The sequence below is a fragment of the Streptomyces sp. NPDC026538 genome (genome assembly GCF_055567535.1).
Genome location: NZ_JBVHQG010000004.1, coordinates 678,685 through 700,580, shown reverse-complemented (window position 1 = coordinate 700,580; position 21,896 = coordinate 678,685). Strand labels below are relative to the sequence as shown.

Genomic DNA, 21,896 nt, shown 5'->3' with positions numbered 1-21,896 from the left:
ACCCGGTCAGACGTACAACTCCCGCAGTCGCACCGAGAGGCACGTCACACATCCCTCGAGTTTCTCGAACTCGGAGATGTCCACCGTGACCACGTCGTGGCCGAGGTCGGTCAGCAGTTCCGTCGTCTTCGGGGCGCTCGCCGACATCAGCAGTTTGCCGCCGCCCAGCAGCACCACATGGGCGCCGGCCTCCTCGGGCACCGCCAGGAAACCCGGGAAGAGCGAGGGCCGGTCCACGTTCGGGATGTGCCCCAGAATCGTTCCGTCGGGAAGCGCGGTCACCGCCGACTTCAGATGCAGCACCTTGCTCACCGGTACGGCGACGACCCGCGCGCCCAGCGGCTCGAACACCGCCCGCAACTGCTGCACCCCGGCCGCGTTGGTCCGCCCGCCCCGGCCGACGTAGAGGGTGTCGCCGACCTTGAGGACGTCGCCGCCCTCCAGCGTGCCCGGCTCCCAGATCCAGTTCACCGAGCAGCCGAGGCGGGCCACCGCCTCCTCGACCCCGGCGGTCTCCGCACGCCGGGACTCCGCGCCGGGCCGGGTGATCAGTGCCACGTTCTTGTACATGACGACCGTGTCCTCGACGAAGACCGAGTCGGGGCAGTCGTCCTCCGGATCGACCTCGACGGTCTCCCAGCCGTGCGCGCGCAGCGTCTGCGCGTACTCCTCCCACTGGTTCAGGGCGAGCTCGTCGTCGACCGTCTCCCGCTCGATGTGCGTCACCAGACCTTCGGCGAGGCGCGGGCTGGGGCGGCGGATGAGGGCCTTCTTGCTGGGCACGACGGGTCTCCGGGGTCGGCGGTCGGGTCCGGCGCCCATTGTGGGGGCGCCGGACCGCCATCATGCAGGGCGGGTCCGTGTCGACAAAACCCTCGTTGTCAGGCTGTGCCCCTCCTGAGACGCGCCACCTCCTCCGGCGCGGTGCCCGTCAGCTCCCCGTCCGCCATCAGCAGCCAGCGGGTGAGCCCGATCGACTCCAGGAAGGGAAGATCGTGACTGGCCACGATCAGAGCCCCCTGGTACGACTCCAGCGCCGTGGTGAGCTGCCGCACGCTCGCCATGTCGAGGTTGTTCGTCGGCTCGTCGAGCATCAGCAGCTGCGGGGCGGGCTCGGCCAGGAGCAGCGCGGCCAGCGCCGCCCGGAAGCGTTCGCCGCCGGAGAGCGTGGCCGCCCGCTGGTCGGCGCGGGCGCCCCGGAACAGGAAGCGGGCCAGCCGGGCCCGGATCCGGTTGTTGGTGGCGCCCGGCGCGAACCTGGCCACGTTCTCGGCCACGGTCAGCTCCCCGTCGAGCACGTCCAGCCGCTGCGGCAGGAAACGCAGCGGCACATGCGCGTGCGCCTCGCCCGCGACCGGCTCCAGCTCCCCGGCGATCGTGCGCAGCAGCGTCGTCTTGCCCGCGCCGTTGCGCCCGATCAGCGCGATCCGCTCGGGCCCGCGCAGATCGAGGATCCCCTTCACCCGCGAGCCGTGCGCGAGCTCCAGATTCTCCAGCGTCAGCACGTTCCGGCCCGGCGGTACGGCCGTGTACGGCAGTTCGACGCGGATCTCGTCGTCGTCCCGTACCGCTTCCACCGCCTCGTCCAGCCGCTCCTTCGCCTCGCTGAGCCGCTCCTCGTGCATGATGCGGTGCTTGCCCGCGGACTCCTGAGCGGCCCGCTTGCGGGCCCCCATGACGATCTTCGGCTCGCGTTTCTGCTCGAACATCTTCTGCCCGTACCGCTTGCGGCGGGCCAGTTTGACCTGGGCGTCGGACAGTTCGCGTTTCTGCTTGCGGACATCGGCCTCGGCGACCCGCACCATGCGCTCGGCCGCCTCCTGTTCGACGGCGAGCGCCTCCTCGTACGCCGAGAAGTTGCCGCCGTACCAGGTGACCTCCCCCGCGTGCAGGTCGGCGATCTGGTCGACCAGGTCGAGGAGTTCACGGTCGTGGCTGACCACGATCAGCAGGCCCGGCCAGGACGCGACGGCCGCGTACAGCCGCTTGCGGGCGTACAGGTCGAGGTTGTTGGTGGGCTCGTCGAGCAGCAGTACGTCCGGCCGGTCCAGGAGCAGCGCGGCCAGTCGCAGCAGCACCGACTCGCCGCCGGAGACCTCGCCGACGGTCCGGTCGAGTCCGATGTGGCCGAGTCCGAGCTCGCCGAGGGTGACCAGGGCGCGCTCCTCGACGTCCCAGTCGTCGCCGAGCGTCTCGAAGTGCGCCTCGGACGCGTCGCCCGCCTCGATGGCGTGCAGCGCGGCCCGCCGGGCGGCGATGCCGAGCGCCTCCTCGACGCGCAGCGCGGTGTCCAGGGTGACGTTCTGCGGGAGGTAACCGACGTCGCCGGCCACCTTCACGGTGCCGTCGGACGGGGTGAGCTCACCGGCGATGAGCTTGAGAAGGGTGGATTTCCCTGATCCGTTGACGCCGACGAGACCGGTCCGGCCGGGACCTACGGCGACGTCCAGGCCGTCGAGGACGCAGGAGCCGTCGGGCCAGGAGAAGGACAGGGAGGTGCAGGTGACAGATGCAGACATGGGCGCCTCGCGGTTGCTTGCGGTGTCGGGGACAGACGCGTGTCGAGACACCGCGGGACAGCAGCCGAGGGGCCAGGGGAGAGATGCCTGTGCCGGGGGACGGCTCGCACGCCGAGGTCGAACGCCACGGACACACCTCACGGGTGTGACGCGGTGTCTCGAGTCCTCAGACGAGCAACGTCCTTCTCCTATCGACGGCAACAGAACCGTCGTACAAGTTAGGAGGGCCCCACACGGGGTGTCAACGCAATTAATCGCGACCCCGTGCGGCGGCCGGCCGACGCCACCGGGTGGCTCAGCAGGCGTCCCGCATCAGTTCGGCCAGGTCGTGGTCGAGGTCCAGCCGGAGGTGTTCGAGGCCGGTGGGCACCAGGTCACCGGTCGCCTCCAGGAACCGCTCGATCTCGCCCGTGCGCACATGGATGACGGCGGTCCCCTCGGGGGCGTGGAACTCCAGGACGGTCCGGTCGTAGCCGTACGGTCGCACCCGGACGTCCCCCGCGCCCTCAGGGGCGTGCAGGCCGGCCGCGAGCAGTTCGCGGGAGAACGTCCAGCAGACGTCCACGCCCTCCAGGGTGGCCGGGGCCGGGAACGTCATACGGACGGCGAAGGGGTCCTCGCTGTCGTAGCTGAGGCTGGCGGGAATGCTCGGCATGCGGGGCGACGCGGCGACCAGTCGGGCCTCCACGGGCTGCTCGATGACAGTGGACAAGGCCTTGCTCCCTAGTGACGGCTCGACGAATTTCCGGGCGTATAAGACCTGGCACTGGAAGAGACGACGGAAGTGGCCGATCCGTGCACGCGAAGTGCGAGTGACCTCTGTCACCGGCTTCATTCACACCCGGGGCTTACCTGGCCCATGGGACGGCGGGGCCCTCTGGACGGCACCGGGACAGTGGGCTAACTTCCCGCGCCATGAGGCGCTTGGGGAGCACGCGGCGGTCAGGACGGACGGGACGTACGAGCCGAACGGTGGCGGTGGGGGTGGCGTGCGCGGCGGCGCTGGCCGCGCTGACCGCGGGTTCCGCGCGGGCGGCGACACCGGCACCGCACTGGGTGCTCAAGGACACCGGCACACCGGACGTGCGGTTCCGCGGTCTGGCCGCCGTCGACCGCCACACCGCGTGGCTGGCCGGAACGGCCGGCACCGTGCTGCGCACCACCGACGGCGGGACGACCTGGCGGAACGTCTCTCCGCCGGGCGCGGGCGACCTCCAGTTCCGGGACGTCGAGGCGTTCGACGCGCGCCGCGCGGTGGTGCTGGCCATCGGCGAGGGCGAGGCGTCCCGCGTCTACCGCACCGACGACGGCGGGGCGACCTGGACCGAGTCCTTCCGCAACACCGACCCCGCCGCCTTCTACGACTGCATGACCTTCTTCGACCGCCGCCACGGCCTCGCCATGAGCGACCCGGTGGAGGGGAGGTTCCGCATCCTGGCCACCGGCGACGGCGGCCGCTCCTGGCGGGTGCTGCCCGACACCGGGATGCCGGCCGCCCTGGACGGCGAGGCCGGGTTCGCCGCCAGTGGCCAGTGCCTGGTCGCCTCCGGGCCGAAGGACGCCTGGCTGGCCACCGGTGGCGGCACGCACGCGCGCGTGCTGCACTCCACCGACCGCGGACTGACCTGGACCGCCACCGACACGCCCGTCCCGGCCGGCGATCCCGCCAAGGGCGTCTTCGCCCTCGCCTTCCGTGACCGCACCCACGGCCTGGCGGTCGGCGGCGACTACCGGCCCGACCAGCCCTCCCCGCAGGCGGCCGCGGTCACCCGCGACGGCGGCCGCACCTGGCAGCCCGCGGCGACCCCGCCGCCCGCGTACCGCTCCGGCGCGGCCTGGCTCCCGCACAGCCGCACCACCGCCCTCGCCGTCGGCCCCACCGGCACCGACCTGACCACCGACGGCGGCCGCACCTGGCGGACCGTCGACACCGGCTCGTACGACACCGTCGACTGCACCCCGGACCTGAGCTGCTGGGCCGCCGGTGAGCAGGGCCGGGTGGCACGTCTGGAGCGCTGACGCGCGGGTACCCGGTGGCGGCAATACCGACGAAGGGACACGGAGGGAGTGGTCATGCCACGCGGATCCAGCCCCAAGCGGGAACGTCAGTACGAGCACATCAAGGACAGCGCGCTCGACCGGGGCGAGAGCGAACAGCGCGCCGAGGAGATCGCCGCGCGGACCGTCAACAAGGAACGCGCCCGCTCCGGCGAGTCCAAGACCGCCAGCCGTACGTCCACCCAGGACATGTCCTCCGGCAGGCGCGGCGGCAAGCGCTCGCACAGCGGCGCCGCGGGCCCGACCTACGACCAGCTCTACGAGGAGGCCAAACAGCGCGGCATCGAGGGCCGCTCGGACATGAACAAGGCACAACTGCAACGCGCTCTGGACGCCAAGAAGAGCTGACCCGCCCGGCGCGAGTGAGCCGGGCCGTACGCCGGGGTCTCGCTTCGGCCGGCACGCGCGCGTGGGCGGCGTCCTGCGCCGGGTCCTGGCGGACCGCCGACGGATCATGGTCCGACCCGTCGCCGCACGCGCGCGTGGCGCGCCGTACGCTCGTGGCCACCATGACGACCGTACGCGTACCCGCGGGCTGGCCCGCGACGGAGGAAGCGGCCCTGGCCGTGCAGGACGAGCTGCGGGGGCGGGTGGTTCTCGACGAGCCGGGACCGGCGCCCGGCGCGGGCCATGTCACGGGGGTCGACGTGGCCTACGACGACGACCGGGACCTGGTCGCCGCGGCGGCCGTCGTGCTGGACGCGGCGACCCTGGAACCGGTGGCCGAGGCCACCGCCGTCGGCCGGGTCTCCTTCCCGTACGTGCCCGGCCTGCTCGCCTTCCGCGAGATCCCCACCCTACGGGCGGCGCTGGACGCCCTGCCGTGTTCGCCGGGCCTGGTCGTCTGCGACGGCTACGGCCTCGCCCACCCGCGCCGCTTCGGCCTCGCCAGCCACCTCGGCGTCCTCACCGGCCTGCCCACCGTCGGCGTCGCCAAGAACCCGTTCGCCTTCGCGTACGACGACCCGGACGCCCCGCGCGGCAGCCGGGCACCGCTCCTCGCCGGCGCCGAGGAGGTCGGCCGCGCGCTGCGCACCCGGGACGGCGTCAAGCCGGTGTTCGTCTCCGTCGGCCACCGGGTGAGCCTGGACAACGCCTGCGCCCACACGCTGGCGCTCACCCCGGAGTACCGCCTGCCGGAGACCACCCGCCGTGCGGACGCGCTGTGCCGCAGGGCACTGCGGGAGGCCCGGGCCTGAGTATCCGTACTGAGTACGCGTACGGATGTGGCGGCCCCGGTCCCCGGGGCAGGCTGGCCCGCATGACGACACACCGCACTCCCAAGCCCGTCGCCGACCCCGCCCAGCCCGTCGAGCGCGCCGTCAACGCGGCGCTCGTCCTCGCTGTGGTGGCGGGGTTCGCCTGGGTCGTGGGGATGGTCTGCACCGTGTTGGTCTGGCAGTCCTGACCCGGGCCGGCGCCCGCTAGCGGGTCGCGGCCACCCGGAAGCCGATGCCGGCCGCGCGCAGCCGTTCGGTCAGCGCGTCGCCCATCGCCTGCGCGGTGGTGACCTGGCCGGCCGTCGCCGGCAGGTCGTCGAAGGCGAGGGAGAGCGCGGCCTCGGCGAACATCTTCGCCGTCTCGCCGTAGCCCGGATCGCCGCCCGAGACCTCCGTGAAGACCCGCCGTCCGCCGCCCTCGCCGACGAACCGGACCGTGAACCAGCTGCGGGCCCGCTTCTCCGCGCTGGGCCCCTCCCCGGGCCTGAGCCGGTCCGACAGCCAGCGCCGGGCGGGCGGCAACTGGGCGGCCGCGGCGACCGCGCCCACGGCCGCCACCCCGCCGAGCGCCACCGGAAGATGCCTGACGGCCGCGTAGTGCCGGTAGCGGAAGTCCGGGCCGTAGCGGTCCAGGGCCTTCGCCGAACGGCGCACGATCTGGGCGTCGATGGTGGGCAGCGGCAGCGCCCAGGCGCCTATCTCCTTGGCGAAGCGCGGCGGGCCGGCGGGCGCGGTCGCCCGGCGGTTCATCAGCCGGGGCTCGTACCGGGCGCGGTCCCGGGCGGCGGCGATCATCTGCCGGGGGCGCGCGAACTGGTCGAGGACGGAGGCGAAGGTGCCGCCGGAGAAGGTCGCGTCGGCGGTCACGAAGCCGTCCACGGTCAGCGGCACGCCCTCGGGCAGCTGACGGACCGTGAAGTAGGCGCCCAGGTCGTGCGGGACCGAGTCGAAGCCGCAGGCGTGCACCAGGCGGGCCCCGGTCTCCTGCGCGCGTGCGTCGTGCCGCACGTACGTCAGGTCCACGAACTCGGGCTCCCCGCACAGGTCCAGATAGTCCGCACCGGTGTCCGCGCAGGCCGCCACCAGGTCCTCGCCGTAACGGCCGTACGGGCCGACCGTGGTGGCCACCACGCGCGCGTGCTCGGCGAGGGCGCGGATCGTGGCGGGCTCGGCGACGTCGGCGCGCAGCAGTCCGACCTCCGTGTCGGCCGGCAGCCGCTCGCGCAGCGCCTCCAGTTTGCGCTCGTCACGGGCCGCGACCGCCCACCGCAGGCCCAGGGGTGCGTGGGCGGCGAGGTAGTCGGCGGTGAGCTCGCCGACGAAGCCGGTGGCCCCGAAGAGCACGATGTCGTAGGGACGGTCCGTTGTCTTCAGCCTGCTCATGACACCTCTCGGTCGTGCAACCCGCGCCGTTGTCGGTGGCTGAGGCTAGCGTGAGAAGTGCGGACGCACCCCCACCGGGTATCTTGACTAAGCGCTTGCTCGTCCACTCTTGTGCCCAGTGGAACGTGTTCTTAGCATCATCGGTGTTACATCAGTTGTGTCACATGACTGGGGGCGGCATGACCACGGCAGGGACGCCAGGACACGGCCCGCTCTCCGGCGTGCGCGTGGTCGAGCTGGCAGGCATCGGACCGGGCCCGTTCGCCGCCATGCTCCTCGCCGACCTGGGCGCCGACGTGGTCCGCGTCGACCGGCCCGGCGGCCCCGGGCTCGCCATCGACCCCGCGTACGACGTCACCAACCGCAACAAGCGCTCGGTGCTGGTCGACCTGAAGGCCCCGGACGGACCGGCCCGCGTCCTCGACCTCGCCGAGCGCGCCGACGTCCTGATCGAGGGCAACCGGCCCGGAGTCGCCGAGCGGCTCGGCGTCGGCCCGGAAGAGTGCCACGCCCGCAACCCCCGCCTGGTCTACGGCCGGATGACCGGCTGGGGCCAGGAGGGGCCGCTGGCCCACCGCGCGGGCCACGACATCGCCTACATCGCCCTCACCGGCACCCTCGGCATGATCGGCCGCCCCGACGAACCCCCGGCGGTCCCCGCCAACCTGCTCGGCGACTACGCGGGCGGCTCCCTCTACCTCGTCGTCGGCGTCCTGGCCGCGCTGCACCACGCGCGCGCGACCGGTTCCGGCCAGGTCGTGGACGCCGCCATCGTGGACGGCACCGCGCACCTCGCCGCGATGATCCACGGCATGGTGGCCGCCGGCGGCTGGCAGGACCGGCGCGCCGCCAACCTGCTGGACGGCGGCTGCCCCTACTACGGCACCTACGAGACCGCCGACGGCGGACACATGGCGGTCGGCGCCCTGGAGCCGCAGTTCTACGCCGAGTTCCTCCGGCTGCTGGGCGGCCTGGACGACCTGGCCGACGCCCGTAAGGACTGGACCCGCTGGGGCGAGCTGCGCGAGCGCGTCGCCGCCCGCTTCAAGGCCCGTACCCGGGACGAGTGGACGGCCGTCTTCGAAGGCTCCGACGCCTGTGTGGCCCCCGTGCTCTCCCTGCGCGAGGCCCCGCACCACCCCCACCTGGCGGCCCGCGGCACCTTCACCGACCACGGCGGCATCACCCAGCCGGCCCCCGCCCCCCGCTTCTCCGTGACCCCCACGGCCGTGCGCACCGCCCCCGCCCGGCCGGGCGGGGACACCATCGAGGTGGCCCGGGACTGGGCCGTGCCCGCCCTGCTCGACGACGACAAGGACACCACCTGATGGAGCTCTCGACCTTCCTCGACTACGCGGGCGACCCGCGCACCGCGGCGGACCAGGCGGCCGCGCTGGAGTCGGCGGGCCTCGACACGGTCTGGGTCGCGGAGGCCTACGGCTTCGACTCGCCCACCATCATGGGATACCTGGCCGCCCGCACCGAGCGGATGAAGATCGGCTCCGCGATCCTCAACGTCTACTCCCGCACCCCCGCCCTCATCGCCCAGACGGCCGCCGGCCTCGACGCGATCTCCGGCGGCCGGGCGATCATCGGGCTCGGCGCCTCCGGCCCGCAGGTGGTCGAGGGCTGGCACGGCAAGGCCTACGACAAGCCCCTCGGGCGCACCCGCGAGACCATCGAACTGACCCGGCGGATCCTGCGCCGCGAGACCATCGACCACCACGGCATCACCGACATGCCCCGCCCCGGCGGTCTCGGCAAGCCCCTGAAGATCCTCACCAGGCCGGTCCGCGCCGAGGTCCCGCTCTACGTCGCCTCCCTGGGCCCCGCCAACGTCCGGATGACCGCCGAGATCGCCGACGGCTGGCTGCCCACCCTGTTCATCCCCGAGAAGGCACAGGACGTCTGGGGAACCCCGCTGGCGGAGGGCACCGCCCGCCGCGACCCGGCCCTCGGACCGCTGGGGATCGTCGCCGGCGGCCTGCTCGCCATCGGCGAGGACGCCGCCGCCGCGCGCGACCTGGCCCGCCCCAGGATCGCCCTCTACGTCGGCGGCATGGGCGCACCGGGCAAGAACTTCTACAACGACCTCGCCGTCGCCTACGGCTACGAGAAGGAGGCCCGGCTCATCCAGGAGCTGTACCTGGCCGGCCGCCACCGGGACGCGGCGGCCGCCGTACCGGACGAGTTCTGCGAGCTCATATCCCTGTGCGGCCCGGAGGGCTACGTCCGTGACCGCGTCGCCGCCTTCCGCGAGGCGGGCGTGACCACCCTCGACATCACCCCTGTCGGCCCGGACCCGGCCCGCCTGGTCGAGACCGTCAAGAGCTGGCTCTGACCCCCACCGCCCCAAACCCTCGTTGAAAGGCTTGTCAGTGAGCACCGAAGCGTATGTGTACGACGCGATCCGCACCCCGCGCGGTCGCGGCAAGGCGAACGGCGCCCTGCACGGCACGAAGCCCATCGACCTGGTCGTCGGCCTCATCCACGAGATCCAGGACCGCTTCCCGGGCCTGGACCCGGCCGCGATCGACGACATCGTCCTCGGTGTCGTCGGCCCGGTCGGCGACCAGGGCTCCGACATCGCGCGGATCGCCGCCATCGCCGCCGGACTGCCCGACACGGTGGCCGGCGTGCAGGAGAACCGCTTCTGCGCTTCGGGCCTGGAAGCCGTGAACATGGCCGCCGCCAAGGTCCGTTCGGGCTTCGAGGACCTCGTCCTCGCCGGCGGCGTCGAGTCCATGTCCCGGGTGCCGATGGCCTCCGACGGCGGCGCCTGGTTCAACGACCCGATGACCAACCTGGCCACCAACTTCGTGCCGCAGGGCATCGGCGCCGACCTGATCGCCACCATCGAGGGCTTCTCCCGGCGGGACGTCGACGAGTACGCGGCGCTCTCCCAGGAGCGGGCGGCGACGGCCGTGAAGGAGGGCCGTTTCGAGCGTTCCGTGGTCCCCGTGAAGGACCGCGCGGGCCTGGTCGTCCTCGACCACGACGAGCACCTGCGCCCCGGCACCACCGCCGACTCCCTCGCCAAGCTCAAGCCCTCCTTCGCCGACATCGGCGAACTGGGCGGCTTCGACGCGGTCGCGCTGCAGAAGTACCACTGGGTCGAGCAGATCGACCACGTCCACCACGCGGGCAACTCCTCCGGCATCGTCGACGGCGCCTCCCTGGTCGCCATCGGCTCGAAGGAGATCGGCGAGCGCTACGGCCTCACCCCGCGCGCCCGGATCATCGCGGCCGCCGTCTCCGGCTCCGAGCCGACCATCATGCTCACCGGCCCGGCCCCCGCCACCCGCAAGGCCCTCGCCAAGGCCGGCCTCACCATCGACGACATCGACCTGGTGGAGATCAACGAGGCGTTCGCGGCGGTCGTGCTGCGCTTCGTGAAGGACATGGGCCTGTCCCTGGACAAGGTCAACGTCAACGGCGGCGCCATCGCGCTCGGCCACCCGCTCGGCGCCACCGGCGCGATGATCCTCGGCTCCCTCGTCGACGAACTGGAGCGCCAGGACAAGCGCTACGGCCTCGCCACCCTGTGTGTGGGCGGCGGCATGGGCATCGCCACGATCGTCGAGCGCGTCTGAAAACCCCGGCGGAACCAAGAGACCTCACGGAGACCCTCACATGACCGAGAGCACCACCATCCGCTGGGAAAAGGACGACACCGGCGTCGTCACCCTGGTCCTGGACGACCCCAACCAGTCCGCCAACACCATGAACGCGGCCTTCGTCGAGTCCCTGGCCGCGGTCGCCGACCGCCTGGAGGCCGAGCAGGACTCGATCCGGGGCATCGTCTTCACCTCCGCCAAGAAGACCTTCTTCGCCGGCGGCGACCTGCGCGACCTCATCCGGGTCACCCCCGAGACCGCCCAGGACCTCTTCGACGGCGGCCTCGCCATCAAGCGCAACCTGCGCCGTATCGAGACCCTCGGCAAGCCCGTCGTCGCCGCGATCAACGGCGCGGCCCTGGGCGGCGGTTTCGAACTCGCCCTGGCCTGCCACCACCGCGTCGCCCTCGACACCCCCGGCACCAAGATCGGCTGCCCCGAGGTCACCCTCGGCCTGCTCCCGGGCGGCGGCGGAGTCGTCCGTACCGTGCGCCTGCTCGGCATCGCCGACGCGCTGCTGAAGGTCCTCCTCCAGGGCACCCAGTACAACGCCCGCCGGGCCCAGGAGAACGGCCTGATCCACGAGGTGGCCAAGACGCCGGAGGAACTGCTGGCCAAGGCCCGCGCCTTCATCGACGCCAACCCCGAGTCCCGGCAGCCCTGGGACACGCCGGGCTACCGGATCCCCGGCGGCACGCCCGCCAACCCGAAGTTCGCGGCCAACCTGCCCGCCTTCCCGGCGAGCCTGCGCAAGCAGACCAACAACGCCCCCTATCCGGCGCCGCGCCGCATCCTGGCCGCCGCCGTCGAGGGCAGCCAGGTCGACTTCGACAACGCCCAGGTCATCGAGGCCCGTTACTTCGTGGAGCTGGCCGCCGGGCAGATCTCCAAGAACATGATCCAGGCGTTCTTCTTCGACCTCCAGGCCGTCAACTCCGGTGCCAACCGGCCGAAGGGCGTGGAGCCCCGCAAGGTCACGAAGGTGGCCGTCCTCGGCGCGGGCATGATGGGCGCCGGCATCGCCTACTCCTGCGCCCGCGCGGGCATCGACGTCGTCCTCAAGGACGTCTCCGCCGAGGCCGCGCGGAAGGGCAAGGCCTACTCCGAGAAGCTGTGCGCCAAGGCCGTCGCCAAGGGCCGTACCAGCCAGGAGAAGGCGGACGCGCTGCTTTCCCGCATCACCCCCACCGCGGACCCGCAGGACCTCGCCGGCTGCGACGCCGTCATCGAGGCCGTCTTCGAGGACACCTCGCTCAAGCACAAGGTGTTCCAGGAGATCGAGGCGGTCGTCGCGCCCGACGCCCTGCTCTGCTCCAACACCTCCACGCTCCCCATCACCGCCCTCGCCGAGGGGGTGGAGCGCCAGGAGGACTTCATCGGCCTGCACTTCTTCTCGCCCGTCGACAAGATGCCGCTCGTCGAGATCATCAAGGGCGAGCGCACCGGCGACGAGGCCCTGGCGCGCGCCTTCGACCTGGTCCGGCAGATCAACAAGACGCCGATCGTCGTCAACGACTCGCGCGGCTTCTTCACCTCCCGGGTGATCGGCCACTTCATCAACGAGGGCGTCGCCATGGTCGGCGAGGGCATCGAGCCCGCCTCCGTCGAGCAGGCCGCGGCCCAGGCCGGGTACCCGGCCAAGGTGCTCTCCCTGATGGACGAGCTGACCCTCACCCTGCCGCAGAAGATCCGCCGCGAGTCGAAGCTGGCCGTCGAGGAGGCCGGCGGCACCTGGACCGCGCACCCCGCCGAGGCCGTCATCGACCGCATGGTCGACGAGTTCGGCCGCCCCGGCCGCAGCGGCGGGGCCGGCTTCTACGACTACGCCGAGGACGGCAAGCGTGCCGGGCTCTGGCCGGGCCTGCGCGAGCACTTCACGCGGCCGGGCCAGGAGATCCCGTTCCGGGACATGCAGGAGCGGATGCTCTTCTCCGAGGCCCTCGACACCGTCCGCCTCCTGGAGGAGGGCGTCCTGACCTCGGTCGCGGACGCCAACATCGGATCGCTCTTCGGTATCGGCTTCCCGGGCTGGACCGGCGGTGTCCTCCAGTACATCAACGGTTACGACGGCGGCCTGCGGGGCTTCGTGGCCCGCGCGCGCGAACTCGCCGAGACCTACGGCGAGCGGTTCACGCCGCCCGCACTGCTCGTGACGAAGGCGGACAAGGGGGAGACCTTCACCGACGCCCGCTGACCGGTCCGCCCCGCTCGACGGCACACCACGGGCCGGACGCCCCCCGGCGTCCGGCCCGGTCCCGTCCTCAGGAGGGCGGGACCTCCGCCGAGCCGGCGAGCCACTGGTGCACCTCTTGCCTGAGCGAGCGCTGGAACGTCGTCAGGAGCGCCTGCACCACCAGCGGCTGCATATCGGCGGACAGGGACTTCACGTCCTGCTCGGTCCGCTCCGCCACCTCCTCCCGGAACAGCTGCGACAGCGCGTGGGCGGCCGCGCGCGAGTGCTCGGCCAGCACCGTGCGCGCGGCCAGGATCGCCTTCTCGGACAGCGGTACGTCCAGGAGCTGTACGGCGAGCCGGAACAGGCCCGGGTCGATGCGGTAGGCGTCACCGTCGGGCCGTACGACATCCATCGCGACGAGCCGCTCGACGTCCCCCTCGTCCAGTCGGCGCCCGGCCCGCCGCCGTAGCTCCCCGGCGCTCACCGTCTCCTCGGCGTCCGGGGCCCAGGAGGCCACCACGGCCCGGTGGATGGCCAGGTCGTGATGGCTCAGCCCGGGCGGCAACCGGTGCAGATAGCGCTCGATCGCCGCCAGTGTCATGCCCTGGTGCTGAAGCTCCTCGATGAGCGCCAGCCGGGCCAGGTGCTCGGGCCCGTACCGGCCCACCCGGCGGGCACCGATCACCGGGGGCGGAAGCAGCCCCTTGGTGCCGTAGAACCGGACCGTGCGGACCGTGGTGCCGGCTCGGGCGGCCAGCTCGTCGATCGTGAGCGCCGGCTCGGACTCGCCGTCGGTGTCGGTCGTCATGCGGAGCAGTATCGCTGTCACAGCGGCACTGTGACACCGGAAGGTGCGCGGGCTACGCGATCATCCGTTCGCCGGATGTTCATTTGAATATCATGACCGCAATCTTGTGAGAAGCGCCGCTCTGTGATCTGTGCCATCGCATACGCCCAGGTGGCCGGGGGAAGATGGCACCTTGGTCTGTGCCCACACCGAGCGCGCGGACCGAGTACGTCCGGACACCCGAGCGCGACCCGCTCGCGCGGACCGAGTACGTCCGGACACCCGAGCGCGACCCGCTCGGGCGCACCAGAGAGTGGACCCACCTGTGAGCAAGAACGCCGTGGACACGGCACAGGCCGTAGCCACCCGGACCGACGCGCCCCAGACGCCCGCGGACGCGGGTGACGCCGGCTACAGCAAGGATCTCAAGCCCCGCCACGTCAACATGATCGCCGTCGGCGGCGCGATCGGCACCGGCCTCTTCCTCGGCGCCGGCGGACGCCTCCACAACGCGGGCCCGGCGCTCGCTCTCGCCTACCTGGTCTGCGGAATCTTTGCCTTCTTCGTCGTCCGCGCCCTCGGCGAGCTGGTCCTGTACCGGCCGTCGTCCGGATCCTTCGTGTCGTACGCGCGTGAGTTCCTCGGCGAGAAGGGCGCCTACGTCGCCGGCTGGATGTACTTCCTGAACTGGTCGACGACCGGAATCGCCGACATCACCGCCATCGCGCTGTACACGCACTACTGGAGCATGTTCACCAGCATCCCGCAGTGGACGCTCGCGCTGATCGCCCTGGCCGTGGTCCTGGCGGTGAACCTCATCTCGGTGAAGATCTTCGGCGAGATGGAGTTCTGGTTCGCGATCATCAAGGTCGCGACCCTGGTCGGCTTCATGCTGATCGGCATCTTCCTGCTGGCCACCCAGCACAAGGTCGACGGCCGGAACCCGGGCCTGAGCGTCATCAGCGACCACGGCGGTGTCCTCCCGCACGGCCTGATGCCGGTCGTGCTGGTCATGCAGGGCGTGATCTTCGCGTACGCGGCCCTGGAGCTGGTCGGCGTCGCGGCGGGCGAGACCGCCGAGCCGGAGAAGGTCGTCCCGCGCGCGGTGAACTCGATCATGTGGCGCGTCGGCATCTTCTACGTCGGCTCGGTCGTCCTGCTCGCCCTGCTCCTGCCCGGCTCGGTGTACTCGGCCGACCAGAGCCCCTTCGTGACGGTCCTCTCCAAGATCGGCGTCTCGGGCGCCGGCGACGTCATGAACCTGGTGGTCCTGACCGCGGCGATGTCCTCCCTCAACTCCGGCCTGTACTCCACCGGCCGCATCCTGCGCTCCATGGCGGTGGCCGGCTCGGCCCCGAAGTTCACGGCCCGCATGAACCGCAGCCAGGTCCCCTACGGCGGCATCCTGCTGACCTGCGCGGTCTGCGTGCTCGGCGTCGGCCTGAACTACCTGGTGCCCAGCCAGGCCTTCGAGATCGTGCTGAACGTCGCCTCCCTCGGCATCATCAGCACCTGGGTGATCATCATGCTCTGCCACCTGATCTTCGTCCGCCGTGCCAAGGCCGGCCTGGTCGACCGCCCCTCGTTCCGCCTGCGCTTCAGCCCCGTCACCGAGATCGCCACGATCGCCTTCCTGCTGGTCTGCCTCGGCATGATGTGGAAGGACCCGGAGGTCGGCCGCAAGACCCTCCTGCTCATCCCGGTCATCGCCGCACTGCTGGTGGCGGGCTGGTTCGGGGTCCGCCGCAGGGTCTTCCAGACCGCCGACAAGGAACTGTCTCAGCTCACGAAGTAGCAGCTCAGCGCCATTGTCAGCGCCATCGCCTACGGTGGCGTCATGTCGGAGATCACTTACATCCGGGGTGACGCCACCGCGCCGTCGGGCAAGGGCGTCAAGGTGATCGCGCATGTCTGCAACGACCTGGGGGGCTGGGGGAAGGGCTTCGTCCTGGCGCTCTCACGGCGCTGGCCGGAGCCGGAGAAGGCGTACCGCGCCTGGCACCGCGACCGCGCGAAGAACGACTTCGGCCTGGGCGCGATCCAACTGGTCCGCGTCGAGCGGTACCTCTGGGTGGCCAACATGATCGGCCAGCGGGGAACCAGAACCGGCAGCAAGGGCGTGCCGGTCCGCTACGAGGCGATCGACACGGCCCTGGCCAGGCTGGCCGACGAGGCGACCGGACTCGGAGCCTCGGTACACATGCCCCGCATCGGCTGCGGCCTGGCGGGCGGGAAGTGGCCCCGCGTCGAGCCGCTGATAGCGGAACGCTTGGTGGCCCGCCACATCCCGGTCACCGTGTACTCCTACGGCGAGGAAGCGCCCTTTTAGGGGCGCGGGGAACTGCGCGACCAGCCACGACGACCCCGCAGCCCCCCACCCCATCGCACCCGTCAACCGCCTAGTGCACGTCGTTCGTAGCCTCGATCTTCTTCCACGACTTCGGCTGGGCAACGGCCCCCACGGCCTTCGCCGCGGGCCCCGCCGGCTTCGTCGGCTCGAACAACCACGCGTCGAACAACGCCGACAGCGACTTCCCGGACACCTTCTCGGCGTACTCCCGGAAGTCGGCGACCGAGGCGTTGCCGTACGCGTGCTCCTTCGGCCACCCCTTCAGGATCGTGAAGAACGCGTCGTCGCCGACCGCGTCCCGCAGCGCCTGCACGGCCAGTGCCCCGCGGTCGTAGACGGCGATGTCGAACTGGTCGTCCGGGCCGGGATCCCCCGGCCTGACCGTCCAGAAAGCGTCGTCGGCCGGATGCGAGGCGTACACGTAGTCGGCGAGTTCCTGCGTCGTGCCCTCACCCTCGTGCTCGGACCACAGCCACTGGGCGTAGCGGGCGAAGCCCTCGTTGAGCCAGATGTCCTTCCAGCCCTTGAGCGAGACGTCGTCGCCGTACCACTGGTGCGCCAGCTCGTGCACGACCACGGAGGTGTTGGACCCGTTCGCGAACTGCTTGGGGCTGTAGTACACGCGGGTCTGCGTCTCCAGCGCGTACCCGGTCGTCGTGTTCGGCACGTACCCGCCGGTCGAACTGAAGGGGTAGGGCCCGAAGTAGCCGGAGAGCCAGTCGACGAGTTCCCCGGTGCGCTCCACGCTCGCCCGCGCCGCCCCGTCGTTGTCGCCGAGGTCCTTGCTGTAGGCGTTGACGACCGGCACCCCGCCCTCGGAGGTGCTCGTCGTGATGTCGAACCTCCCGACGGCCAGCGTGGTCAGATAGGTCGCCTGCGGCTTGTTCTGCCGCCAGTTGTACCGGGTCCAGCCGCGCTGTGAAGTCGACGACTGGAGCAGGCCGTTGGAGATGACCTGGGTGCCGTCGGGGACGGCGACCGAGACGTCGTAGGTCGCCTTGTCCAGCGGGTGGTCGTTGCTCGGGTACCACCACCAGGCGGACTCGGGCTCGTCCGCCGCGACCGCCCCGTCGGGCGTACGGTGCCAGGTGCTGAAGCCGTACGCGCTCTTCGTCGACGGCACTCCGCTGTAGCGGACGACGACGGTGACCTGCGTGCCCTTCGCCAGCGGCGCCTTCGGGGTGACGACCAGCTCGTGCTGACCGGACGTGGCGAAGTCCGCCTTCGCGCCGTTGACCCGCACCTCGCTCACGTCCAGGAGGAAGTCCAGATCGAAGCTGGACAGGTCCTGCGTGGTCCGTGCCAGGATCGTCGCCGTACCGGCCAGCTCGTCGGTGGCCGGCTGGTACTGCAGACGCAGATCGTAGTGGGAGACGTCGTAACCGCCGTTGCCGTAGTACGGGTAGTAGGGGTCGCCGATGCCCGGCGCGCCGGGGCTGTAGCTCGCGGCCGATGCCGGGATCGCCAGCAGCAGGGAGGCCGCCGCGAGTGCGCCCGGCGCGATGATTCTGCGGTGCACGAGAACTCCAGGTCGGTAGGGGGCCGAGGCGCCCGCCACGCCCGGGCGGGAACGCCAGGTCGATGGAGCACGGAACTGTTCGGAGCCTATTGAGTCCCTGTGACCCCTGGCCTGTCCACGGCCCCTGCTGTCACACGATCGCCATTCGGCCGCAATCAGTCCTGCCGGTCCCTCAGGTGCCCTCTTCTGTGCAGGAGTTGACCGGGGTAGCGTCCGCCGCATGCCGAAACGCACGCGCTTCACGATCTGGAGACCGTTCGTCATCGCGGCCGTCGCAGCCCTGACGGCCGCCTTCCTCAGCCCGGTCGCGGCCCAGGCGGCCGGCGCGGCCCCGCGCGAGAGCCGACCGGTCTACTCCTACGCCCACGCCATTCGCGAGGCCGTCTGGGTGGACACCGGCCTCGACTCCGACGGCGACGGGAAGACCGACCGCGTCGCCGCCGACATCGTCCGGCCCGCCGAACCCGCCGCGCAGGGCCGCAAGGTGCCGGTCATCATGGACGCCAGCCCGTACTATTCCTGCTGCGGACGCGGCAACGAGAGCCAGCTCAAGACGTACGACGCCAACGGCGACGTCGTCCAGATGCCGCTGTTCTACGACAACTTCTTCGTGCCCCGCGGCTACGCCGTCGTCGGCGTCGATCTGGCCGGTACCAACCGCTCCGACGGCTGTGTCGACGTCGGCGGCCGCTCGGACATCCAGTCCGCGAAGGCCGTCGTCGACTGGCTGAACGGCCGTGCCAAGGGCTACAGCAGCCGCACCGGCACCACCGCCGTCAAGGCCGGCTGGACCAACGGCAGGACGGGCATGATCGGCAAGAGCTGGGACGGCACCATCGCCAACGGCGTCGCCGCCACCGGCGTCAAGGGCCTCAAGACGATCGTCCCGATCAGCTCCATCTCCTCCTGGTACGACTACTACTTCGCCCAGGGCGCCCCGCTCTACGACTCCGGGCCCGACTGGCTGGCCGGCGCGGTGGAGAGCGACGCGGCCAACGCCAGGTGCGGTGCCGTACAGCAGAAGCTGGTCGACGGCGCACCGCGCACCGGCGACTGGACCGGCCTGTGGACCGAGCGGAACTACGTCAAGGATGCCGCCAAGGTGCGTGCCAGCGTGTTCCTCGTGCACGGCATGCAGGACCTCAACGTCCGCACCAAGAACTTCGGTCAGTGGTGGGACGCGCTCGCCAAGAACGGCGTCGAGCGCAAGATCTGGCTCTCCCAGACCGGGCACGTCGACCCCTTCGACTACCGGCGCGGCGCCTGGGTCGACACCCTGCACCGCTGGTTCGACCATGAACTCCTCGGCTACGACAACGGCATCGATCGCGAGCCGATGGCCGACGTCGAACGCCACCCCGACCAGTGGGTGACCTCCGCCGTCTGGCCGCCGCGCGGCACCGCGGCCACCACCCTGCGCCCCGCCACCGGCACCCAGGCAGGTGTGGGCACCCTCGGCCTGAGCCGGAAATCCGGCACCGAGACGTTCACCGACGACCCGAAGCAGTCCGAGACCGACTGGGCGGCCCAGATCGCCACCCCGACCTCGGACAAGGCCGGCTTCCTCACCGCGCCGCTCACGCACGACCTGCGGCTGTCCGGGTCCTCCAAGGTCACGGTCACCGCCACCCCGACCACCTCGACGGCCCACCTGACCGCCGTCCTGGTCGACCTCGGCCCGGACACCATCCGGGACTACGCCGACGCCGCCGAGGGCATCACCACCCTCACCGACCGCACCTGCTGGGGCGAGAGCACGGCCGGCGACAGCGCCTGCTTCCTGAAGACCGCGGCCAGGACCAAGCCCGTCGACTACACGGTCTTCAGCCGCGGCTGGGCCGACCTCGGCACCTACGCAGACCCCGGCAAGGGCGTCCCGCTGACCCCGGGCAGGAAGTACACGATCACCCTCGACCTGGCGGCCACCGACCACGTCGTACCCAAGGGGCACCGGCTGGCGCTGATCGTCGCGGGCACGGACAAGGACCTCATCGATCCGCCGTCCAGCACCCCGACGCTCACCGTGGACCTGTCCCGCACCTCGGCCAGGGTCCCGCTCGTGGGGGGAGCGGCCGCGTTCGCCCGCGCGACCTCCGCGCGCTGGACCGCTCCCAAGGCGGGCGCCCTGACCGGCGTACGCGTCCCGCGCACCGTGCAGCGCGTCCCCGCGGGCTGACCGCTCAGGCGGCCGGGCCCGGCTCCACCAGCCCGGCCGCCTCACGGGCACACCCCCAGGCCACCGTGACCCCGGCCCCGCCGTGCCCGTAGTTGTGCACCAGCACCCGCCCGTCCGGGAGGAGTTCACGTTCCAGCCGGACCGCGTCCCGGTACGGCCGCAGCCCCACCCGGTGCCCCAGCACCCGGGCCCCGGCGATCTCCGGCCGTACCGCCGCACACCGCGCCACGATCCCGGCCGCGATGTCCGGATCCGGCTCCAGGGACCAGGCGTCGTCCTCCGCGGTGCCCCCGAGCAGCAGCCCGCCGGGCTGTGGGAAGAAGTAGGCGGAGACACCCCCCTCGGAACCTCCCTCGGAACCCCCTCCAGCCCTTCCTCCAGGCCCCCCTGCGGTCTTGGCGACGGAGGTGTACCAGGTGCTGATCCCCGGGTTCTCCACCACGACCAGCTGCCCACGCACCGGACGCACGGCCGGATCGGGGACGAGCGAACGAGCCCCGAGCCCCGAGCAGTTCACCACGACCGCCGCCGGCACCTCGCCCAGCCCGCGCACCCCCCGCTCCTCGACCGTCCCGCCCGCCTTGTTCAACCGCTCCCGCAGCCACGCGAGATGGACCGGCATGTCGATCAACGGCAACAGCGCCGAGAGGCCTTCGGGCGTGTCGGCCAGCCCCGGCACCCGGGCCGCCCACGGGCCCAGCTCGTCCAGCCGCAGCCCGTCGTGTACGCCCTCGACCAGGCGTACGCCCGTGTGCTCCGGCCGCGCCGCCAACTCCTCGTACACGGCGAGGGATTCGAGCGCCCAGTCGCCGACCAGCCGCTCCGGCTCGATCCGGTACGGCCACCACAGCGCACCCGCGACCGCCGAGGTCGTACGCTCGCCGCTCTCCCGCGCCCAGACCCGCACCCGGCGCCCGCTCTCGGCCAGCACCACCGCCGTGGTCAGCCCGACGACCCCGCCGCCGACCACGATCACTTCCCCGCCCAGCTCACGGTCCATGCCCGGACGTTAGCGGAATATGTCATGCCGCGCTCAGATCGTCCCACTCTGGGGATACTCACAGCATGTCTGCCGCATACGCGACCTTCGGCCTGGCCCCGGCGATGCGCGCCGGCGGTGTCCGCGCCGACGGCGGCTACCAGGTCCACCGGGACTTCGTGGACTTCGTCGTCGACGGGTCCCCGCTGCTGTTCCAGCTCTCCGACCTGGACGCCGTCTCCCCGCTCGCCTCCGACGTCCCGCCCGCGATCTTCACCGCCCAGGTCCGCAGCCTGTTACTGGAGTCCGACGCACCGCTGCCCGGCGAGCGGTACGTCATCTACGGCTGCCCCGAGTGCGAGGACCTGGCCTGCGGCGCGGTCACCGCGGTCATCGAGCGGGACGGCGACGACTACGTCTGGCGGGACTTCGCCTGGCAGACCGACGAACACGCCGACCTGGAGCTCAACGGCTACCACGGCATCGGCCCGTTCCGCTTCCCCGGCCCCGAGTACCGGGAGGCCCTCGGCGCCCTCCTCGAGGACTCCGGCCCCCCGCCGGGCCGCCGGGTCCTGCTGATCGGCGCCCGCGTGGCCCTCCTCGCCAAGCTGGCCGCCGCCCTGCGCACCATCGGCATCGGCGCCGACATCACCCGCGACGCCGAGGGCGTCCCCGCCGAGGAGCTCCGCGGCTACGGCGCCGTGGCCTTCGGCCCGACGGTCGCCGAGACCGAGCGGGCCGCCGTACGCAAGGCGTTCGACCGGGCCGGAGTGGAGGTCGCCTACGTCGACGGGCTCGCCCCGATCGTGCCCCTCCTCGTCGCCCAGATCGAGCACGCCCTCGACCGCAGCCCGCTTCCACAGCGCCGACTGAGCCACCTGGTCGCCGCCGACGGCACGGCCGGCATCGAGGTCACCTCGCCCTGCCGGGTCCGGCTCACGGCGTACCGCCTGGACCGGCTCTCCCGCCTGCGCGCCCAGGATCTCTTCGACGGCGTCCTGGAACCCGGCAGCCACCGCATCCCCCTCGACGGCAAGGCGGCCAAGGACGGGGCCTATGTCGTGGCCCGGACCTCCGGGAGCGTCCTGGTGGCGGCGGCGCGCTGACCGGCG

20 protein-coding genes are annotated in these 21,896 nt (G+C 71.9%); 13 read left to right on the top strand and 7 right to left on the bottom strand.

Annotated elements, in window-relative coordinates:
• Nucleotides 1-6: 6 nt before the first annotated feature.
• From ddaH to ssgD, 3 genes are all read right to left on the bottom strand, one after another.
• On the bottom strand, nt 7-783 hold the full coding sequence (ddaH, locus tag ACZ4N4_RS20165; protein ID WP_467590484.1) for a dimethylargininase: 777 nt from the start codon (nt 781-783) through the stop codon (nt 7-9).
• 98 nt (nt 784-881) lie between these two features.
• A complete protein-coding gene (locus tag ACZ4N4_RS20160) occupies nt 882-2,519 on the bottom strand; it encodes an ABC-F family ATP-binding cassette domain-containing protein (protein ID WP_467590481.1) in 1,638 nt (545 codons plus the stop codon).
• A gap of 295 nt (nt 2,520-2,814) precedes the next feature.
• Nucleotides 2,815-3,231 (bottom strand): spore wall synthesis regulator SsgD, encoded by a 417-nt coding sequence (ssgD, locus tag ACZ4N4_RS20155; RefSeq protein WP_453567727.1) that lies wholly within the window; start codon nt 3,229-3,231, stop codon nt 2,815-2,817.
• 203 nt (nt 3,232-3,434) lie between these two features.
• Between ssgD and ACZ4N4_RS20150 the strand changes: the two genes are divergently transcribed.
• From ACZ4N4_RS20150 to mmpA, 4 genes are all read left to right on the top strand, one after another.
• The gene (locus ACZ4N4_RS20150; RefSeq protein WP_467590477.1) at nt 3,435-4,538 is read left to right on the top strand and encodes a WD40/YVTN/BNR-like repeat-containing protein; all 1,104 of its coding nucleotides are present in this window, start codon (nt 3,435-3,437) and stop codon (nt 4,536-4,538) included.
• Nucleotides 4,539-4,592: 54 nt separating this feature from the next.
• The gene (locus tag ACZ4N4_RS20145; RefSeq protein ID WP_453567731.1) at nt 4,593-4,925 is read left to right on the top strand and encodes a plasmid stabilization protein; all 333 of its coding nucleotides are present in this window, start codon (nt 4,593-4,595) and stop codon (nt 4,923-4,925) included.
• 161 nt (nt 4,926-5,086) lie between these two features.
• Nucleotides 5,087-5,776: an endonuclease V gene (locus ACZ4N4_RS20140; protein ID WP_467590474.1), complete on the top strand. Its 690-nt coding sequence runs from the start codon at nt 5,087-5,089 to the stop codon at nt 5,774-5,776.
• A gap of 62 nt (nt 5,777-5,838) precedes the next feature.
• Nucleotides 5,839-5,985: a morphogenic membrane protein MmpA gene (mmpA, locus tag ACZ4N4_RS20135; protein ID WP_467590471.1), complete on the top strand. Its 147-nt coding sequence runs from the start codon at nt 5,839-5,841 to the stop codon at nt 5,983-5,985.
• A 16-nt stretch (nt 5,986-6,001) separates the two neighbouring features.
• Here mmpA and ACZ4N4_RS20130 read toward each other — a convergent pair whose 3' ends face one another.
• Nucleotides 6,002-7,180 carry a saccharopine dehydrogenase family protein gene (locus tag ACZ4N4_RS20130; RefSeq protein WP_467590468.1) on the bottom strand — a complete coding sequence of 393 codons (1,179 nt, stop codon included), beginning with the start codon at nt 7,178-7,180 and terminating at the stop codon, nt 6,002-6,004.
• Nucleotides 7,181-7,359: 179 nt separating this feature from the next.
• Here ACZ4N4_RS20130 and ACZ4N4_RS20125 point away from each other — a divergent pair, with 179 nt between their 5' ends.
• Genes ACZ4N4_RS20125 through ACZ4N4_RS20110 form a run of 4 tightly spaced genes read left to right on the top strand, consistent with a single transcriptional unit; the run spans nt 7,360 to nt 12,991 of the window.
• Nucleotides 7,360-8,508, top strand: coding sequence for a CaiB/BaiF CoA transferase family protein (locus ACZ4N4_RS20125; protein ID WP_453567737.1), 1,149 nt, complete (start codon nt 7,360-7,362; stop codon nt 8,506-8,508).
• Complete coding sequence (locus ACZ4N4_RS20120; RefSeq protein ID WP_467590465.1) at nt 8,508-9,521, top strand: LLM class F420-dependent oxidoreductase; 1,014 nt, start codon at nt 8,508-8,510, stop codon at nt 9,519-9,521. The genes ACZ4N4_RS20125 and ACZ4N4_RS20120 overlap by 1 nt, the downstream gene beginning before the upstream one ends.
• Before the next feature lie 37 nt (nt 9,522-9,558).
• Complete coding sequence (locus tag ACZ4N4_RS20115; RefSeq protein ID WP_450757596.1) at nt 9,559-10,773, top strand: acetyl-CoA C-acetyltransferase; 1,215 nt, start codon at nt 9,559-9,561, stop codon at nt 10,771-10,773.
• Nucleotides 10,774-10,813: 40 nt separating this feature from the next.
• Nucleotides 10,814-12,991, top strand: coding sequence for a 3-hydroxyacyl-CoA dehydrogenase NAD-binding domain-containing protein (locus tag ACZ4N4_RS20110; protein WP_467590462.1), 2,178 nt, complete (start codon nt 10,814-10,816; stop codon nt 12,989-12,991).
• Between the two features lie 67 nt (nt 12,992-13,058).
• On the opposite strand, the gene ACZ4N4_RS20105 is transcribed toward ACZ4N4_RS20110, so the two are convergent.
• Complete coding sequence (locus ACZ4N4_RS20105; RefSeq protein ID WP_453567743.1) at nt 13,059-13,781, bottom strand: MerR family transcriptional regulator; 723 nt, start codon at nt 13,779-13,781, stop codon at nt 13,059-13,061.
• A gap of 164 nt (nt 13,782-13,945) precedes the next feature.
• Here ACZ4N4_RS20105 and ACZ4N4_RS20100 point away from each other — a divergent pair, with 164 nt between their 5' ends.
• Genes ACZ4N4_RS20100 through ACZ4N4_RS20090 form a run of 3 tightly spaced genes read left to right on the top strand, consistent with a single transcriptional unit; the run spans nt 13,946 to nt 16,089 of the window.
• The gene (locus ACZ4N4_RS20100) at nt 13,946-14,089 is read left to right on the top strand and encodes a hypothetical protein (RefSeq protein ID WP_467590458.1); all 144 of its coding nucleotides are present in this window, start codon (nt 13,946-13,948) and stop codon (nt 14,087-14,089) included.
• Nucleotides 14,086-15,555, top strand: a complete 1,470-nt coding sequence (locus ACZ4N4_RS20095; RefSeq protein ID WP_467590455.1) for an amino acid permease — start codon at nt 14,086-14,088, stop codon at nt 15,553-15,555. The genes ACZ4N4_RS20100 and ACZ4N4_RS20095 overlap by 4 nt, the downstream gene beginning before the upstream one ends.
• 42 nt (nt 15,556-15,597) lie before the next feature.
• A complete protein-coding gene (locus ACZ4N4_RS20090; RefSeq protein WP_467590452.1) occupies nt 15,598-16,089 on the top strand; it encodes a macro domain-containing protein in 492 nt (163 codons plus the stop codon).
• A 70-nt stretch (nt 16,090-16,159) separates the two neighbouring features.
• Here the strand turns inward: ACZ4N4_RS20090 and ACZ4N4_RS20085 are convergent, their stop codons facing one another.
• On the bottom strand, nt 16,160-17,629 hold the full coding sequence (locus ACZ4N4_RS20085) for a M1 family metallopeptidase (protein WP_467590449.1): 1,470 nt from the start codon (nt 17,627-17,629) through the stop codon (nt 16,160-16,162).
• Nucleotides 17,630-17,849: 220 nt separating this feature from the next.
• On the opposite strand from ACZ4N4_RS20085, the gene ACZ4N4_RS20080 reads away from it, so the two are divergent.
• A complete protein-coding gene (locus tag ACZ4N4_RS20080) occupies nt 17,850-19,805 on the top strand; it encodes a Xaa-Pro dipeptidyl-peptidase (protein ID WP_467590446.1) in 1,956 nt (651 codons plus the stop codon).
• A gap of 4 nt (nt 19,806-19,809) precedes the next feature.
• Here the strand turns inward: ACZ4N4_RS20080 and ACZ4N4_RS20075 are convergent, their stop codons facing one another.
• Complete coding sequence (locus ACZ4N4_RS20075) at nt 19,810-20,805, bottom strand: FAD-dependent oxidoreductase (protein ID WP_467590443.1); 996 nt, start codon at nt 20,803-20,805, stop codon at nt 19,810-19,812.
• Nucleotides 20,806-20,870: 65 nt separating this feature from the next.
• Between ACZ4N4_RS20075 and ACZ4N4_RS20070 the strand changes: the two genes are divergently transcribed.
• Nucleotides 20,871-21,890, top strand: a complete 1,020-nt coding sequence (locus ACZ4N4_RS20070; RefSeq protein WP_467590440.1) for an oxidoreductase — start codon at nt 20,871-20,873, stop codon at nt 21,888-21,890.
• Nucleotides 21,891-21,896 lie beyond the last annotated feature (6 nt).

What these genes read in the sequence shown, in the direction of transcription:
- ACZ4N4_RS20160 (WP_467590481.1), bottom strand. Translation starts at nt 2,519, where the DNA reads ATGTCTGCATCTGTCACCTGCACCTCCCTGTCCTTCTCCTGGCCCGAC.
- ACZ4N4_RS20150 (WP_467590477.1), top strand. Translation starts at nt 3,435, where the DNA reads ATGAGGCGCTTGGGGAGCACGCGGCGGTCAGGACGGACGGGACGTACG.
- ACZ4N4_RS20145 (WP_453567731.1), top strand. Translation starts at nt 4,593, where the DNA reads ATGCCACGCGGATCCAGCCCCAAGCGGGAACGTCAGTACGAGCACATC.
- ACZ4N4_RS20140 (WP_467590474.1), top strand. Translation starts at nt 5,087, where the DNA reads ATGACGACCGTACGCGTACCCGCGGGCTGGCCCGCGACGGAGGAAGCG.
- mmpA (WP_467590471.1), top strand. Translation starts at nt 5,839, where the DNA reads ATGACGACACACCGCACTCCCAAGCCCGTCGCCGACCCCGCCCAGCCC.
- ACZ4N4_RS20130 (WP_467590468.1), bottom strand. Translation starts at nt 7,180, where the DNA reads ATGAGCAGGCTGAAGACAACGGACCGTCCCTACGACATCGTGCTCTTC.
- ACZ4N4_RS20125 (WP_453567737.1), top strand. Translation starts at nt 7,360, where the DNA reads ATGACCACGGCAGGGACGCCAGGACACGGCCCGCTCTCCGGCGTGCGC.
- ACZ4N4_RS20120 (WP_467590465.1), top strand. Translation starts at nt 8,508, where the DNA reads ATGGAGCTCTCGACCTTCCTCGACTACGCGGGCGACCCGCGCACCGCG.
- ACZ4N4_RS20110 (WP_467590462.1), top strand. Translation starts at nt 10,814, where the DNA reads ATGACCGAGAGCACCACCATCCGCTGGGAAAAGGACGACACCGGCGTC.
- ACZ4N4_RS20105 (WP_453567743.1), bottom strand. Translation starts at nt 13,781, where the DNA reads ATGACGACCGACACCGACGGCGAGTCCGAGCCGGCGCTCACGATCGAC.
- ACZ4N4_RS20100 (WP_467590458.1), top strand. Translation starts at nt 13,946, where the DNA reads ATGGCACCTTGGTCTGTGCCCACACCGAGCGCGCGGACCGAGTACGTC.
- ACZ4N4_RS20090 (WP_467590452.1), top strand. Translation starts at nt 15,598, where the DNA reads ATGTCGGAGATCACTTACATCCGGGGTGACGCCACCGCGCCGTCGGGC.
- ACZ4N4_RS20080 (WP_467590446.1), top strand. Translation starts at nt 17,850, where the DNA reads ATGCCGAAACGCACGCGCTTCACGATCTGGAGACCGTTCGTCATCGCG.
- ACZ4N4_RS20075 (WP_467590443.1), bottom strand. Translation starts at nt 20,805, where the DNA reads ATGGACCGTGAGCTGGGCGGGGAAGTGATCGTGGTCGGCGGCGGGGTC.
- ACZ4N4_RS20070 (WP_467590440.1), top strand. Translation starts at nt 20,871, where the DNA reads ATGTCTGCCGCATACGCGACCTTCGGCCTGGCCCCGGCGATGCGCGCC.